The 16,009-nt window shown below is 62.3% G+C and carries 14 protein-coding genes; 9 read left to right on the forward strand and 5 right to left on the reverse strand.

From position 1 onward, the window contains the following. Nucleotides 1-2: 2 nt before the first annotated feature. From trpC to NKI21_RS12820, 3 genes are read right to left on the reverse strand one after another with little or no spacing between them, the layout of a single operon-like run. Nucleotides 3-815 (reverse strand): indole-3-glycerol phosphate synthase TrpC, encoded by an 813-nt coding sequence (trpC, locus tag NKI21_RS12810; RefSeq protein WP_023812912.1) that lies wholly within the window; start codon nucleotides 813-815, stop codon nucleotides 3-5. Between the two features lie 10 nt (nucleotides 816-825). Beyond that, on the reverse strand, nucleotides 826-1,836 hold the full coding sequence (gene trpD, locus NKI21_RS12815; protein ID WP_023812911.1) for an anthranilate phosphoribosyltransferase: 1,011 nt from the start codon (nucleotides 1,834-1,836) through the stop codon (nucleotides 826-828). Beyond that, on the reverse strand, nucleotides 1,833-3,725 hold the full coding sequence (locus NKI21_RS12820) for a SurA N-terminal domain-containing protein (RefSeq protein ID WP_352442405.1): 1,893 nt from the start codon (nucleotides 3,723-3,725) through the stop codon (nucleotides 1,833-1,835). Before NKI21_RS12820 ends, trpD begins: the two co-directional genes overlap by 4 nt. A gap of 145 nt (nucleotides 3,726-3,870) precedes the next feature. Between NKI21_RS12820 and tpiA the strand changes: the two genes are divergently transcribed. The 5 genes from tpiA to NKI21_RS12845 all read left to right on the forward strand — a co-directional run bounded on the left by tpiA (nucleotide 3,871) and on the right by NKI21_RS12845 (nucleotide 8,948). Further along, nucleotides 3,871-4,638 carry a triose-phosphate isomerase gene (gene tpiA, locus NKI21_RS12825; protein ID WP_023812909.1) on the forward strand — a complete coding sequence of 256 codons (768 nt, stop codon included), beginning with the start codon at nucleotides 3,871-3,873 and terminating at the stop codon, nucleotides 4,636-4,638. Nucleotides 4,639-4,808: 170 nt separating this feature from the next. Continuing rightward, complete coding sequence (gene secG / locus NKI21_RS12830) at nucleotides 4,809-5,279, forward strand: preprotein translocase subunit SecG (RefSeq protein WP_128303636.1); 471 nt, start codon at nucleotides 4,809-4,811, stop codon at nucleotides 5,277-5,279. 211 nt (nucleotides 5,280-5,490) lie between these two features. Further along, nucleotides 5,491-6,618 (forward strand): L,D-transpeptidase, encoded by a 1,128-nt coding sequence (locus NKI21_RS12835; RefSeq protein ID WP_352442406.1) that lies wholly within the window; start codon nucleotides 5,491-5,493, stop codon nucleotides 6,616-6,618. A 137-nt stretch (nucleotides 6,619-6,755) separates the two neighbouring features. Then, a complete protein-coding gene (pyrG, locus tag NKI21_RS12840) occupies nucleotides 6,756-8,393 on the forward strand; it encodes a CTP synthase (RefSeq protein ID WP_352442407.1) in 1,638 nt (545 codons plus the stop codon). An 18-nt stretch (nucleotides 8,394-8,411) separates the two neighbouring features. Then, complete coding sequence (locus NKI21_RS12845; RefSeq protein ID WP_352442408.1) at nucleotides 8,412-8,948, forward strand: DUF1697 domain-containing protein; 537 nt, start codon at nucleotides 8,412-8,414, stop codon at nucleotides 8,946-8,948. A gap of 36 nt (nucleotides 8,949-8,984) precedes the next feature. On the opposite strand, the gene NKI21_RS12850 is transcribed toward NKI21_RS12845, so the two are convergent. Next, entirely contained in the window at nucleotides 8,985-10,442 is a 1,458-nt protein-coding gene (locus tag NKI21_RS12850; protein WP_352442409.1) for an NCS1 family nucleobase:cation symporter-1, read from the reverse strand. A gap of 244 nt (nucleotides 10,443-10,686) precedes the next feature. Further along, nucleotides 10,687-11,589, reverse strand: coding sequence for a LysR substrate-binding domain-containing protein (locus NKI21_RS12855; RefSeq protein WP_024503328.1), 903 nt, complete (start codon nucleotides 11,587-11,589; stop codon nucleotides 10,687-10,689). A gap of 246 nt (nucleotides 11,590-11,835) precedes the next feature. Here NKI21_RS12855 and NKI21_RS12860 point away from each other — a divergent pair, with 246 nt between their 5' ends. The 4 genes from NKI21_RS12860 to NKI21_RS12875 are packed head-to-tail and all read left to right on the forward strand — an operon-like array spanning nucleotide 11,836 to nucleotide 15,991. Then, complete coding sequence (locus NKI21_RS12860) at nucleotides 11,836-13,350, forward strand: leucyl aminopeptidase (RefSeq protein WP_352865824.1); 1,515 nt, start codon at nucleotides 11,836-11,838, stop codon at nucleotides 13,348-13,350. Nucleotides 13,351-13,404: 54 nt separating this feature from the next. Beyond that, the gene (locus NKI21_RS12865) at nucleotides 13,405-14,310 is read left to right on the forward strand and encodes a proline iminopeptidase-family hydrolase (protein WP_352442411.1); all 906 of its coding nucleotides are present in this window, start codon (nucleotides 13,405-13,407) and stop codon (nucleotides 14,308-14,310) included. A gap of 18 nt (nucleotides 14,311-14,328) precedes the next feature. Further along, nucleotides 14,329-15,441, forward strand: coding sequence for an ABC transporter substrate-binding protein (locus NKI21_RS12870; protein WP_352865828.1), 1,113 nt, complete (start codon nucleotides 14,329-14,331; stop codon nucleotides 15,439-15,441). Then, nucleotides 15,386-15,991, forward strand: coding sequence for an ABC transporter substrate-binding protein (locus NKI21_RS12875; protein WP_352865831.1), 606 nt, complete (start codon nucleotides 15,386-15,388; stop codon nucleotides 15,989-15,991). The genes NKI21_RS12870 and NKI21_RS12875 overlap by 56 nt, the downstream gene beginning before the upstream one ends. Nucleotides 15,992-16,009 lie beyond the last annotated feature (18 nt).

Here is a 16,009-nt window from a genome sequence, read left to right on the forward strand (position 1 = left end):
CGTCAGATAGCCCCGGCCAAAGCCTTGCCTGTCAGCAGCAGGCGCGTCGCCGCGGTGACGTCCTGTTGCCGCATCAGGCTCTCGCCGACAAGAAAAGTGCCGATGTCGCTCTTTTGCAGCCTGAGGCAGTCGTCATGCGAGAAAATACCGCTCTCGCTGACCAGCAAGCGGTCGGCCGGAACCATCGTCGCCAGCCGCACTGAAGTGTCGAGGCTGGTCTCGAATGTGCGCAGATTGCGGTTGTTGATGCCGATCAGCCGCGACGACAATTTTAGCGCGCGTTGCGTCTCGGCCTCGTCATGCACTTCGACCAGTGCATCCATGCCGAGTTCGAACGCCGTCGCCTCGAGCTCGCTCGCCAGGGCGTCGTCGACGCTGGCCATGATGATCAGGATGGCATCCGCGCCCCAGGCGCGGGCTTCGTAGACCTGATACGGATCGAACAGGAAATCCTTGCGCAGCGCCGGCAGCGCGACGGCGGCTCGCGCCCGGGTGAGAAATTCAGGCGCACCTTGGAAGGACGGTGCATCGGTCAGCACCGAAAGACAGGCAGCACCACCCTTGGCATAGGCCTGCGCCAGAGCCGGTGGATCGAAATCGGCACGGATCAGACCCTTGGAGGGGCTCGCTTTCTTGATCTCGGCGATCAGCGCGAAGGCGCCGGATTTGCGCTTCGCTTCCAGTGCGGCAAGAAAACCGCGCGGTGCGTCGGCATCTTTTGCCCGGACCTTGATTTCGGCCAACGGCACGCGTGCCTTTGCCGCCGCGATCTCGTCGCGCTTGTAGGCCTCGATCTTGCGAAGAATGTCAGACACGCTCTATCCGTTATCCGTTCGAAATCTCGACCAGCCTGTCGAGCACTTGCAGGGCACGGCCGCTATCGATGGCTTGCGCCGCCGCCGCGATGCCGTCGCCAAGCGTCGTCGCCTTGCCGGCCACAACCAGTCCGGCACCGGCGTTCATCAGCACGGTGTCGCGATAGGCGCCGGCGCCGCCGCCCAGCATATCGCGCAAGGCCTTGGCGTTGTAGTCCGCATCGCCGCCGCGCAACTCATCCTTGCTATGGCGCGCCAGCCCAACCGCTTCAGGGGTCAGCGTGAAGCTGCGGATTTCGCCGCCGATCAGTTCGGCGACCTGCGTCTCGCCGGTGGTGGTGATCTCGTCATAGCCGTCGCCATGGGCGACCCAGACATGCTCGGCACCCAGCGCCTTCAGTGTCTCGGCAACCGGCAGGATCCATTCCGGCAGGAACACACCGACCAGCTGCCGCTTGACGCCGGCCGGATTGGAGAGCGGCCCGAGCAGGTTGAATATGGTGCGGGTGCCGAGTTCGACGCGGGTCGGGCCGACATGCTTCATCGCAGGATGATGCGCGGGCGCGAACATGAAGCCAACGCCTGCCTCGTGGATGCAACGGCTAATGAAATCGGGCGAGATGTCGATCTTGACCCCGAGCGCCACCAGCACATCGGCTGCCCCTGTCAGCGACGACAGGCCGCGATTGCCGTGTTTGGCAACCGGCACGCCGCTGCCGGCAACGACGAAGGCCGATGCCGTCGAAATGTTGACGCTGTGAGAATTGTCGCCGCCGGTACCGACGATGTCGACGGCATCGGTGGGCGCGTCGACGTGCAGCATCTTGGCCCGCATGGTTGCGACGGCGCCGGAAATCTCGCTCACCGTCTCGCCGCGCACGCGCAGCGCCATCAGGAAACCGCCGATCTGGCCGGGGGTCGCGTCACCCGACATGATGATGTCGAAGGCCTCGCGCGCTTCCTCAAAGGAAAGCGCGCTACCGGTCGCGATCTTGGCGATATGGGTTTTCAGCGCGCTCATCTTGTCGAGGCTTGGGCGACGGCGGCCTGGTCGATGCGAACGTCGTACTGTGTCTGCAACTGTGCCACCAATTGGTCGAGCAGATCATCCGACATGCCGGAGGTGAAGGATTTCTGTGCGTCATCCGGCACCGAGCTGGCATCGGCTCCGGCGGGCTCGAACACTTCGGCGACCTTGTACAGGATCTGCCCGTCGCCGGTGGGCGAGGGGATCAGGCCGGTACCGCCTTCGCCAACGCCGAACATTGCTGCGGCGCCTTCCTTGCCGAAATCGACATCGTCGGCCTCGCGCTTGACACCGCGCTTGGTCTGCTTTTCCAGCTTCAGTTCGCTGGCGATGACATCGAGCGTTGCGCCGGCCTTGAGCCGCTTTTCCAGCTCGTCAGCCTTGGCGGCGAGCCGCTTGCTTGTTTCCGCCGCGGTCCAGTCGGTGACGGCTTTCTGACGAACCTCATCCAGCGTGCGGTCGCGAGCCGGCGTGATGGACGCCACCTCATAGAAGACGAAGCCGTTGTCGGCTGTGGTCAAGGCATCGTTTTCCGTGTTGGGTTCGGCGTCGAAGACCGCTTTGATCAGCTCCGGCGATTGCGGCAGGTCCTTGACGATGCTTGCATCTGGCCGCAGCCCACTGCGATCGATGGCGTCGATGGTGACGATCTTCAGCTTCAGCTTGGCCGCGGCCTCTGCCAGCGAACTGCCGGCGGCGCGGGTGTCATCGTAACTGTCGCGCACGTCCAGAAGAATGCGGCTTGCCTCGCCCAACGCCAGGTCCTTGCGGATCTGGTCGGACACTTCGGTCAGCGGCTTCACCACCTCGGACTTGATCTCGGTGACGCGCAGCAGCACCGGGCCGAAGGCACCTTGCACGACCTGGCTGACCTCATTGGCATTGAGCGAAAAGGCCGCGCCGGCGACCGCCTTGTCGGCAATCTTGTCCTTGGCAAGCGTGCCGAGCAGCGTGTCGGCCGGGGTCTTGCCTTCCGCCGTGACCAGCTTGTCGAAGGTGGCGCCGGCCTTGAGCGAATCGAGTGCGGCCTTGGCCGCATCCGGCGTCTTGAATACAAGCTGCTCGACGGTGCGCAGTTCCGGCGTGGTGTAACGCGCCTTGTTCTTGTTGTAGTCGTCGCTGACCTGGCTGTCGGTGACGGCGGTCGTGTCCATGATGTCGACGGGTTCAAGGCGGACATAGGAGAATTTGCGGTATTCGGGTGCCGCATATGTCTTCTTGTTGGCTTCGAAATAGGCCAAGAGCACGCTATCGGACGGTGCCGCGATCGGTTCGACCAGTGCCTTGGGCAGCGTCAAATAGTCGATGGTGCGGTCCTCGCCGCGATAGAGCGCAACCGCCTTGAAGAAAGTGTCCGGAGCCTTGAGGCCATCCGAGACAGCCTCGACGATCTGCTGGCGCACCGCCACCTGGGCACGGTTCTTCAGATAGTCCTCGGGCCGCATGCCAATCTGCTGCAGCATGTATTCGAATGTTCTGCGGTCGAACTGGCCGCCCGGGCCCTTGAATGCCGGGTCTTCGCGCGTCAACTCGGCCAACCGGTCCTTGGAAAGTCCGAGGCCCAGCTTGCGGGCCTGTTCGTCGAGAACGGCGCCCGAGACGAGTTGCGCCAGCACCTGGTTGTCGACACCGAGTGCCTTTGCCTGTTCGTGGCTGAGACGCTGGCCGAACTGCTGCGACATGACAGCGAGCTGGCGATCATAGGCGAGACGGTATTCGTTGATCGACACTTTGGTGCCGCCGGCGGTAATGACCGAATCATGGCCGGCCAAACCACCCATCAGCCGTCCGGAAACGCCCCAGACCAAAAAGCTGAGCACCAGCAGCACCAACAGCCCCTTCGCGACCCAGGTGCCTGCCGCGCTTCTCAATATACCAAGCATTTTTACTTCCGATTTATGCGCATTTTCGCATGCGCCGAGTCTGAAACAAGCGCAATAGCGCCCTTCCGGCCCACTGTCGATTGCTTTGTGGCCTGATTTTGGTAGTGAGGGCCAGAGCCCCGATATCATCCGGAGAAGCAAACCCATGACGCCAGGAATTCGCCCGCTCGTCGCCGGCAACTGGAAAATGAACGGCACCAGTGCCTCGCTCAACGAGCTCCGGATGATCGGCAACGGCTTCATGAGCGGACTTGACGCGGAGACCGAAGCGTTGGTTTGCGTTCCCGCGACCCTGCTTGCCCACGCCGCGGAGATCCTGTCACGCACGCCGGTGCATGCCGGCGGTGAGGATTGCCATACCAAGGAGAGCGGCGCCTACACCGGCTGCATCTCGGCGGAAATGCTCAGGGATGCCGGTGCGAGCCATGTCATCGTCGGCCATTCCGAATGCCGCGAGCAACGCGGCGAGGATGACGCCACTGTCCAGGCCAAGGCATCCGCCGCATGGCGTGCCGGGCTTGTTGCCATCATTTGCGTCGGCGAAACGCATGAACAGCGTGAAGCGGGCGCGACGCTGGATGTGCTGTCACGGCAGGTCGATGGTTCGGTCCCGCCAAGCGCCACCCCGTCCAACACCATCATTGCCTATGAGCCGGTATGGGCGATCGGCACCGGCCTGACGCCGACAGCCGGCGATGTGGCGGCAGCACATGCACATATCCGCGAAAAGCTGTCGGAAAAGCTCGGCGGCGTCGCGGCGAAGATGCGCATTCTCTACGGCGGCTCGGTCAAGCCCTCCAACGCGGTCGAATTGCTCGGCGTCAGGAATGTCGACGGCGCGCTGGTCGGCGGCGCCAGCCTGAAAGCGGCGGATTTTCTCGGCATCGCCGAGGCCTATCGCAATATTGCCTGAAGACATTCGCTGCGCCGGACAGGGCTTCCGGTGCACGAAATCGTTGCAAAGGACGGGTTGCTTCCCATATTCCGGCCACGGGCTTGGAAATGCCGTCAAAGCATTGTATTGAGCCGCCTCCAATTCACCGGTCGTGTCCGCGGCCGGGCAAGGCCTTGCCAGGATAAACTATGGAAACCGTACTGATCGTCATCCATCTCATGGTTGTGCTCGCCCTTGTCGGCGTGGTGCTGCTGCAGCGCTCCGAAGGCGGCGGCCTCGGCATCGGTGGCGGCTCCGGCTTCATGACCGCGCGTGGCGCTGCCAATGCGCTGACGCGTGCGACGGCGATCCTGGCGGCCGCCTTCTTCGCCACGTCCTTGACCCTGTCGATCGTCGCCCGCTACGGCGAGAAGCCGATCGATATCCTCGACCGCGTGCCGGCGACATCGGACGGTGCAGGCAAAGGCGTGCTCAACCAATTGCCCGGCACGACCACCCCGGCGCCCGCAGGCACCACCACGCCGACGCCGCCGTCAGGCAACGATGCCGCGGCTCCGGCGACCGCGCCGGCCACGGCGCCTGCCGCCGGGTCGACGCCGCCGGCAACCAATGGCGCCGCTCCCGCCGCGCCGGCGGCCCCGCAGGTTCCAAACCAGTAGTCTTCGGCGGCTGAAGCCGCGATCTGTGCTCGTTTGAACACAGTCGCGGCAAATGCAGCGAGATCACAAAGATTCGACTGGGTGAGGTACGACCTCACGCTTGAGGCCCCCGCGCTTATTCGACTATAGATTGCGCGCGGCACTTCCGGCGCCCTTGGGGGGCGCTGGGCGACGCCGTGGGCAACAAGCATAGAACGATCGGATCTTCGCCATGCAGCTTCGCAGCTTCATTTTCCTGGGACTTTGTGCCGCAATCGGCATCAGTTCCCCCGCTTTCGCTGGCGTTCCAGCCAATATGGCCGCACAGCCTTCGGTTGAAACAACCTCCGCCATCAACGTCGCCGTCAAAAGTGACGCGTCGCAATTGAAGCTTCTCAAGAAGAAGAAAAACCCGACGCCCGACGACCTCGCCCAGATCAAGAAGATCGAGGCCAAGATCGTTGCCGACAAGGAGGCCGCCAAAGCCAAGGCGCTCGAAGCCAGGAAACTGGCGATGCGCGAGGCGGCCAAGGCCAAGGCCGACGCTGAACGGCAGGCGTTCCTTGCCAAGAAGGGCAAGAGCGCGCCGGCAACCGAGGTGGCCGATGCCAAGCCGGCCAAGAAGCAGGTTGCCAAGATCATCGAGCCTATCGAACCGATCGCGCCGATCCAATCGGCAGAGCCGCTTCCGGCAGAGGCGATGAACGTCGCCTTGACCGGCAACAATGGCGAGCTGCGCAGCGAGGTCATCGGCCAGAAGCAGCCGAGCAACGGTGGTCTGTTCGCCGGTCTCTTCGGCGGGACCTCGTCCGGGTCTTCGATAAGCTATCTCCCTGAGACACGGGCTCTCGACCAGGTGCTCGCCAAGAGGGAAGCCAAGAAGCAGTTCAAGGTGAAGCCGGAATTCGTGCCGCAGGACGTGGAATTCAGCGGTTACGATGCGGGCACCATCGTCATCGACACCAGCGCGCGGCGCCTCTACCTCGTCGAATCGTCCTCCACCGCCCGCCGCTACGCCATTGCGGTCGGCCGCGAGGGTCTGCAGTACAAGGGTACGGTTGCGGTCGGCGACAAGCAGGAATGGCCGCGCTGGATCCCGACGCTGGACATGCAGAAGCGTGAGCCGAAGCATTACGGCCAGTACAAGGACGGCATGCCCGGCGGTGGCCAGAACCCGCTCGGCGCCCGCGCCATCTACCTCTATGACGGCAAGAAGGACACGCATCTGCGCATCCACGGCACCATCGCGCCGCAGTCGATCGGAACCAGCGCCTCGAATGGCTGCTTCCGCATGATCAACGAGCACGTCATGGACCTCTACAGCCGCGTCAGGGTTGGCACCAAGGTCGTTATCATCTGACGTTTTCGTCATCCTGCCGAAAGGGCCGGCTCAGCCGGCCCTTTTGTTTTGCCCTGTTCACGATCCGAGCGCCTTCTTGGGAAAAAACCTTCGCGGTGGTTTTTTCTCTGGCGGAATCAATCCGGCCGCGTTAAGCGATGACTCCCATGGCGCGATATGTATTCATCACAGGCGGCGTGGTTTCCTCACTTGGAAAAGGCATAGCCGCAGCGGCCCTTGGGGCTCTCCTGCAGGCGCGAGGCTATCGCGCACGCATCAAAAAACTCGACCCCTACCTCAATGTCGATCCGGGCACGATGTCGCCGTACCAGCATGGCGAGGTTTTCGTCACTGATGATGGCGCGGAAACCGATCTCGATCTTGGCCATTACGAGCGCTTCACCGGCCGCTCCGCCAATCAGCAGGACAACATCACCACCGGCCGCATCTACAAGAACATCATCGAGCGTGAGCGGCGCGGCGATTATCTCGGCGCAACCGTGCAGGTCATTCCGCACGTCACCGACGAGATCAAGAATTTCGTCCTCAACGGCAATGACGACTATGATTTCGTGCTTTGCGAGATCGGCGGCACGGTCGGCGACATCGAGGCGATGCCGTTCCTGGAAGCGATACGCCAGCTCGGCAACGACCTGCCGCGCAACAACGCCGTTTACGTGCATCTGACGCTGATGCCCTACATCCCGACAGCGGGCGAGCTGAAGACCAAGCCGACTCAGCATTCGGTCAAGGAGCTGCGCGGCATCGGCATCGCGCCCGACATCCTGCTGGTCCGCGCCGACCGCGCCATCCCCAAGGAAGAACGCAGAAAATTGTCGCTGTTCTGCAACGTCCGCGAGAGCGCTGTGATCCAGGCGCTCGACGTGCCGCATATCTACGACGTGCCGATGGCATACCACAAGGAAGGGCTCGATTCGGAAGTGCTGGCCGCCTTCGGCATCGATCCGGCGCCGAAGCCGCGCATGGAGCCCTGGCAGGCGGTGTCCAACCGCATCCACAATCCGGAAGGCGAGGTCACCATCGCCGTGGTCGGCAAATATACCGGCCTCAAGGATGCCTACAAATCGCTGATCGAGGCGCTCTCGCATGGCGGCCTGGCCAACCACGTCAAGGTCAAGCTCGACTGGATCGAATCGGAGATCTTCGAAAAGGAGGATCCGACGCCATGGCTGGAAAAGGTGCATGGCATCCTGGTTCCCGGCGGCTTTGGCGAGCGCGGTGCCGAAGGCAAGATCCTGGCGGCGAAGTTCGCGCGCGAGCGCAAGGTGCCGTATTTCGGCATCTGCTTCGGCATGCAGATGGCTTGCATCGAGGCCGCGCGGTCGCTGGCCGGCGTCGAGCATGCGTCTTCGACCGAGTTTGGTCCGACCGAGGAACCGGTCGTCGGCCTGATGACCGAATGGCTGAAAGGCAACATGCTGGAGAAGCGCCGCGAAACCGGCGATCTCGGCGGCACGATGCGGCTCGGCGCCTATCAAGCCGAACTCGCCAAGGGCTCCAAGATCGCCGAGATTTACGGCGACACACAGATTTTCGAGCGCCATCGCCACCGCTACGAGGTCAATGTCGACTACAAGGAGCGGCTCGAAGATTGCGGCCTGGTGTTTGCCGGCATGTCGCCCGACGGCGTGCTGCCGGAGACGGTCGAGTATCCAGACCACCCCTGGTTCATCGGCGTGCAATATCATCCGGAACTGAAAAGCCGGCCGCTCGACCCGCATCCGCTGTTCGCCAGTTTCATCGAGGCGGCGGTGGAGCAGAGCCGGTTGGTGTAGCGATCAGGTCGGGCGGCAATGCAGACCTATGTCGCGCTGCTTTACAGCATCATCCTGGGCGAGGGCCGCCGGGTCGTCATGGCCGACCTCAAGGCTATGGCCGAAGAGCTCGGGCTGAACAACCCGCGCACGCTGGTGTCGACGGGCAATCTGGTCTTCGAGGCACCGGCAACTGATATCGCCGACCTCGAACGGTGGTTGGAGGCAGCCTTTGAAAAAACCTTCGGCCGCCATGTCGATATCCTCGTGCGCGGTGCCCAGGACTGGCTGAAGCTTGCCGCCGGCAATCCGTTCCCGGCCGATTCGGCTAAAGCAGGCGATCAGGTGGCCGTACGGGTGATGCGCAAGCCTGCGCCCGTGGAGGCCGTGAAGGGGCTCCAAGCCTATGCCGGCGAGGATGAAAAAGTGACTTCGGTCGGCGGCGACATCTGGGTCGTATTTTCACGCGAGAGGACAAGCTCGCGGCTGCTCGCGGCAATGAATCACAAGCGCATGGGCACGGGCACGTCGCGCAACTGGAACACAGTGCGCAGATTGGCCGAGATGCTCGGGTAGTTCGGGGCGGCTTTGCGCCGCCCCGAATGACGCCCGTCAGGCTTTCGCGGTCCTGGCGCCGGCGCCTAAAGCGGCGGTGCGTAGCACGTAGTAGATGATGCCGGCGATCGCCACGCCGAAGAACCAGCCATAGACGCCCCACCAGGACGGCAGCCAGTTGGTGAAGTTGGGCAGGATCGACGAGAAGATGGCGCCGATGCCGGCGGCGATGAATGCATTGACGTGCCAGCCGCCCTGGAAACGGAACTCGCCGTCTTCGCGGTAAAGCGCCTCAACGTCGATCTCACCCTTCCGGATCAGGTAGTAGTCGACCATCATCACCCCGAAGATCGGCCCCATCGTCGCGCCGATGATGTTGACGAAGGAAGCGGCACTGCCTTCCCATGGCGCGAAGGGATAGAGCAGCAGGGCAATGACGGCCGCGATATAGCCGCCCTTCTTGAAGTCGATCTGCCTGGGGAAGACGTTGGAGAAGTCGAAGGCCGGCGAGACGAAATTGGCGACCACGTTGATGCCCAGGGTCGCAACCGCAAAGGTCAGGGCTGCGAGCGCCGCCAGGAACCAGCTGTCGAATTTCGCCGAGATCTGGTCGGGATGCAGCAGCACCTCGCCATAGACGTCAAAGGCGGCAATGGTGGTGACGCCGGCGACCAGCGAGAACAGGATGAGGTTGATCGGCAGGCCCCAGATGTTGCCCTTGCGCAGCGATGCCTTGTCCGGCGCGTAACGGGCGAAATCGCAGAAGTTGAGATAGAGCGCCGAGAAATAGGTGACCCAGATTGCTGCCACCGCAAACAGCGAAGTCCACGAGCCGGGCGTGCCGGGCACGCCCGCGTCCTTCGTCTTGTCCAGCAACACGTCCATCGGGATGTCGCTGGTGAAGGCAAATCTCCCGGATTTGACGCAGAGATAGATCGCCAGGATCAGCATCATCACCCACACTGCGGGGCCGGCCCAGTCCTGGAAGCGGCGCACCGTTTCCATGCCGTTCTGGATGATCAGCAGTTGCAGCCCCCAGATGACCACGAAGCAGATCACCTCCAGGCCGGTATGGCCGAGGAAATGCGTGCTGGCGTTGAAATCGGCGAACCACTGCGTGCGGATCAGCAGCGCCACGATCGCGCCCGAGGCGGCGGCCGTCTGCGCGCCGTACCAGAAGCAGGCGACGATGGCGCGCACCAGTGCCGGTATGTTGGCGCCCCAGATGCCGAAAGAGGCGCGGGCAAGCACGGGGTAGGGCACGCCCGTCTTCACGCCGGCATAGCCGACCATGTTCATCAGCACATAGATGATCAGCGATCCGATGCCTATGGCGATGATGAAATTGACGAAGCCGCCGCAAAACAGGAACAGACTGGCGGCAAGATAGTAGCCCCAAAGGCTGTGGACGTCCGATGTCCAGACGTTGAAGATCGAGAATGGTCCCCAGTTTCGCACTTTGGCCGGAGCCAGATCCTCGTTGTACAGATCAGGTGAAGCACCCTGTATCGTCATGGCAATGTTCCCCTTTTGCAGCACGCGCCCTCACGCGTTGGCCGCGTGCAGGTTAAGCCTGCCGCAGGGGAACCGACAAGCAACCTATTTGCCGGCTTTGGCCTTAAAGATATTCAATGAGAACTGCGATTATCGATGCAAGGCGATGGTGGGTCATCGCTGAACCCGGCACGGATGATTCGAAGTTCGACACCAGGATTTCAATCTGAAGCGGTGGCTGCCGACACCTTCGGTAGGGGGCCATCTAAGCGATGGCCATCACCTGCTTGTGGTCCGCGACTTCGGCGAGCAGCCAATCCTGAAACAGGCCGGTGCCTGGTTTGTTGCCGATGCTGCGACGCTGATGCAGGTAAATGCCGGCCGGATAGGTGTGGCGGGCACGGAACGGGGCGACCAGTTTGCCTTGCTGCAGAAAATCTTGCGCCATCATCGTGTCCGCGAGCGCTATTCCCGCGCCATTGATCGCTTCGCGCATGATCAAGGTGCAATCATCCAGTGTTGTGCTGGATTTTGGCGTCGTTTCCAGAACGCCTTCCTGCTCCAGCCAACGCTTCCATCTCATGGTTTCGCATTCATGGATCAGATGATGATTGACCAGATCGGCCGGCGATCGCAGCGGCACAGGCCCCTCCAAAAGCGAAGGCGCACAGACCGGCGTCAAAAGCAGCGGGATCAGCAGCGTCAAAGCCGGGCCGGCCTTGTAGACGAACTCGTCGACAATGGCCAAATCGAAGTTGGCGCGCTTGCCTGAAGTGGAGATCTCCAGATCCACCGACGGATGCAACCGGCGAAAGTTCGGCAACCGGTCCGCCAGCCAAAGGTTCAGAACAGTGGGCACGCACAAGACCCGGACACGTTGGATCTTGCCGTGGCGCGACCCCTCGGAGAGGCTGACGTCATCGGTGGCGCGCCAGATGGCTTCGAACGCCTCCGAGAGGCTGCGCGCATAGTAGGAGCCCCTGATGGTTGGGGTTATCTGGCGAAAACCGCGTTCGAACAGGTCCTGGCCAAGATTTCGTTCAAGCGCGCGGATGTGGCGGCTGACAGCCGAGGGTGTCAGATGCAGTTCTTCCGCCGCGTCCTTTACGCTGCCGAGGCGAGCGGCGGCCTCGAAAGCGCGCATGCCATTGAGTGAGGGAAGGGCCATTGGCCGATCATGAATTGTCAGTTGAGTTTTTGTCAATCGACATGGGCAGAATTCGCGTTTGATCGCCTGCCCCGTTAGGGGATACCCAGAAGACAAGAGCAATTAAGTCGTCTCAAGAAAGCGACTGTTTGGGGACCGGCATTATACCACGAACGGCGGAGACCGGCTTGACCAGTCTCCACCGGGGCGAGCGAAGCGTTGCTCGCTACCGGCTGGTGTTGCCGCAATTGGAGAGAGCGCCAGCCTATGCCTCAATCGCCAGCGCCGGTTTTCGAGACCGCGGACGAGATTTCCGCCGAAGCCTCTGTCGTCGTGATTTTGCAAACTGCCCACACGGGCTTTGGCCCGCGGGCAGTCGCCCTGGATGCCGAGATGAGCGGGATTTTCTCTCGCGCCTGCTCCGACCCGGCCGCCTTGGCCGAATCCGGCACCTGCATCGATCTTATTGCTCCTCAGGCCGTATCGACCAAGCGCGTGGTCGTCCTGGCCTTGGGCAAAGCTGAAACGGTAACCGCCCTGTCGTTGGCACGCGCCGGCGGTCTGCTTGCCGCGCATCTGGAGGGCAAGGGAGAATGCGCGGCCACGCTGGTCCTGGACCCCATCGCCGGCGTTGACCTGCCCGGAGCCGAAATCCTGGCGCGTGTCGCGCTCGGCATGCGGCTACGCCGCTATCGTTTCGACATGCGCAACCGGCGGCAAGGAGCAGGAGCGGATCGAACCTTGCGGGTGAAACTGGTCGGGGCCGGCGGCCCGGATCTGACCGCGGCGCTGGCGCGGATCAATGCCATCGCCGACGGCGTGGAATATGCACGCACCCTGGTCAACCTGCCGCCGAACCATCTCCATCCCGACAATTTCCACGATCATCTGGAGCCGCTGCGTGAAGCCGGCATCGACATCGAAATGCTCGATGCCGCGCAACTGAAGGAGCTCGGCATGAACGCGCTTCTTGCTGTTGGATCGGGCTCGGCGCGCCCGCCCCGGGTCGCTGTCCTGCGTTACCGGGGCAAGGGTGCGCCCGCTCAACCACTCGCTTTCGTCGGCAAGGGCGTCTGCTTCGATTCGGGAGGCCTCTGCATCAAGGGCGGAGCGCAAATGTTCGACATGAAAGCCGACATGGGCGGAGCGGCCGCTGTGGTCGGCCTGCTGATCGCGCTCGCCCGGCAAGGCAGCCCGGTACATGTTGTCGGTGTTCTCGGCATCGCCGAGAACATGCCATCCGGCACCGCGCTCAAACCGCGCGACATCATCACGACGGCGTCCGGACAGACCGTGGAAGTGTTCGACACGGATGCGGAAGGACGCCTGCTTCTGGCCGACTGCCTCCACTATGCAGCCACGCGCTTCAACCCTTCGGTGATCGTCGATCTGGCGACGCTGACCTATTCGGTGACGCGTGGCCTGGGGTCGATATTCGCCGGCCTGTTCAGCACCGACGATGCCATCGCGTCACAGATGATCGCGGCCGGAGAAGCGGTCGGCGAACGGTTCTGGCGGCTGCCGCTCGACCGGGCCTATGATGAGGGTCTGCAATCGCCGTTCGCGGACCTGCGGCATCATGCCAAGGACATGGAAGACGGCGACGCTCCCTATGCGGCGGCCTTCCTGCGTCACTTCACTGAAGACCGCCCCTGGGTGCATCTCGACATCGCCAGCAAGGAACTGACCGACACCGATCGGCCTCTCGGCAGGCAAGGTGCCACGGCATTTGGCGTGCAGATGCTGGAAGAGTGGGTGCAGGTCACCCGCAACATGAGTTAGGCCCCCGTCGTCACGGACAAATACAAGATGCCTTCAACCGCACTGGGAACTGGGATGTCATCTGAGATCATCGGCATGGAAGGACGGGGCGCTTTCGGTGCCTACGAGACCTGGTATCGGGTCAGTGGCGAACTCGGTGGCGAAAAGGCGCCGGTGGTGATCCTGCATGGCGGCCCGGGCGTCGCCCACAATTATGTCGATGCCTACAACCTTCTTGCGCGAAGGGATCGCGCCGTCATTCATTATGACCAGTTGGGCTGCGGCAATTCCACCTTGCTGCCTGAGAAAGGCGCCGATTTCTGGACACCTGGGCTGTTCATCGACGAGCTTGAAAACCTGATCGACCACCTCGGCATTCGGGCGGGCTTCCACGTGCTCGGCCAGAGCTGGGGCGGCATGCTGGGCGCCGAATATGCCGTGACGCGGCCGCAGGGTCTGAAATCGCTGACCATTGCCAACTCACCGGCGTCCATGAAGCTGTGGGTCGAAGAGGCCAACCGGTTGCGTGCGGATCTGCCCGCCGATGTGCAGGAGACTCTGACCTGGCACGAGCAGGCCGGCACGACGGACGATGCGGCGTACCAGGCGGCGACGATGGTGTTCTACGAGCGGCATGTCTGCCGGGTCGTGCCTTTCCCGCCCGAAGTCACGGAAAGTTTCGCCCAGGTCGTGCGCAATCCGACCGTCTATAATCTGATGAATGGGCCGAACGAGTTCCATGTCATCGGAACGCTGAAGAACTGGAGCATCGTCGAGCGCCTGCCGGCCATCGATGTTCCCACATTGATCATCTCCGGACGTCACGACGAGGCCACGCCCGCGACCGTGCAGCCCTACAAGGACGGCATCAAGGGGTCTCGCTGGGAGATATTCGAGCATTCCAGCCACATGCCGCATGTCGAAGAGCAAGATGCGTGCATGCGGGTGGTGGGAGACTTCCTGGACCACAACGATAACTGAAAAAAGGGGAATCAAGACATGAAGAAACTGCTTCTGGCGGCAACAGCCGCGGCATTGCTGGCCGGTACATGGCTGGCCCCGGCACAGGCCGAATATCTCAAGGAGCACCGGGGCGGCACCATCCGCCTGCTGGCCCGCTCCGCGGCCGGAACGCTCGATCCGCACATCAATTACACGGACCAGGGCTGGCAGATGTACCAGCCGATCTATGACGGCCTGGTGGCCTTCCGCAAGGCCGAGGGCATGGACGGCTTCACCATCGTTCCCGATCTGGCCGAGGCCCTGCCGCAGGTCAGCAATGACGGTAAGACCTTCACCTTCAAGCTGCGCAAGGGCATCAAGTTCTCCAGCGGCCAGGATCTTGGCGTGAAGGACGTCGTCGCTTCCTTCCAGCGCATCTTCAAGGTTTCCGGACCCACCTCCGGCACGTTCTATGCTGGCATCGTCGGCGCGGACAAATGCCTGGCCGACACCAAGAGCTGCACGCTGGAAGGCGGCGTTGTCGGCGACGAAGCGGCCGGCACCATCACCATCAACATCACCAAGCCGGATGCCGAGCTGCTCTACAAGCTTGCCTTGCCGCATGCCGTGGTCCTGCCGGCGGAAACGCCCGCCGAAGACATGGGTTCCAAGCCCATTCCCAGCACCGGCGCGTACATGATCTCCGCCTTCGACCCCAATAAGGGCATGACGGTTTCCCGCAACCCCAATTTCAAGCAGTGGAGCGAAGAAGCCCAGCCGGACGGCTATCCGGATGTCGTTCAATATGATTTCGGCCTATCCGAAGAGGCAGCCGTCACCGCGATCCAGAACGGCGAAGCGGACTGGATGTTCGACGCTCTGCCCAGCGATCGCCTGGGCGAACTGGGCAGCAAGTCCATGGACCAGCTGCACATCTCACCGCTTTCGGCTTGGTGGTACGCGCCGCTGAACAACCGTCTCGCACCCTTCGACAATGAAAAAGCCCGCCAGGCCGTTGCCTATGCGATCGATCGCAACACGCTGGTCAAGCTGTTCGGCGGCAAGGTGCTGGCCTCGCCGGTCTGTCAGGTCCTGCCCCCGGATTTCCCCGGCCATGAAGACTATTGCCCCTTCACCCAAAAATCCGGGCGCCAAATGGTCGGCTCCTGATCTCGACAAAGCAAAGCAGCTCGTCGAGGACTCCGGCACCAAGGGCCAGAAGGTGACGATCATCGTCGAGGACACCGCCATTTCGCGGTCCATCGGTGTCTATCTGCAGAGCGTGCTGACCAGCATCGGCTATGTCGCCGACGTCAAGCCGATCTCGTCGAACATCCAGTTCACCTACATCCAGAACACCAACAACAAGGTGCAGATGTCCGTCACCCAGTGGTACAAGGACTATCCGGCGGCTTCGGACTTCCTGAACATCCTGTTCAGCTGCGCCTCCTTCCGTGAAGGTTCGGACGCCTCGATCAACATCGCCGGCTTCTGCGACAAGGAAATCGACGCCAAGATGCAAAAAGCATTGGACCTCGGCGTCACCGACCAGAAAGCCGCCGACAAAATGTGGGCTGAAATCGACAGGCAAGTCACCGACAAGGCACCCGCCGTTGGCCTCTTCACGCCGAAGCGGCTCGACTTTGTCAGCAAACGTCTCGGCAATTTCAAGTTCAACCGGCAGTTCAACTGGATGATCACCCAATCCTGGGTACAGTAACGAACCGCGGAGGGGCAC

This window comes from Mesorhizobium sp. M0715, from assembly GCF_040320355.1.
GTDB lineage: Bacteria > Pseudomonadota > Alphaproteobacteria > Rhizobiales > Rhizobiaceae > Mesorhizobium.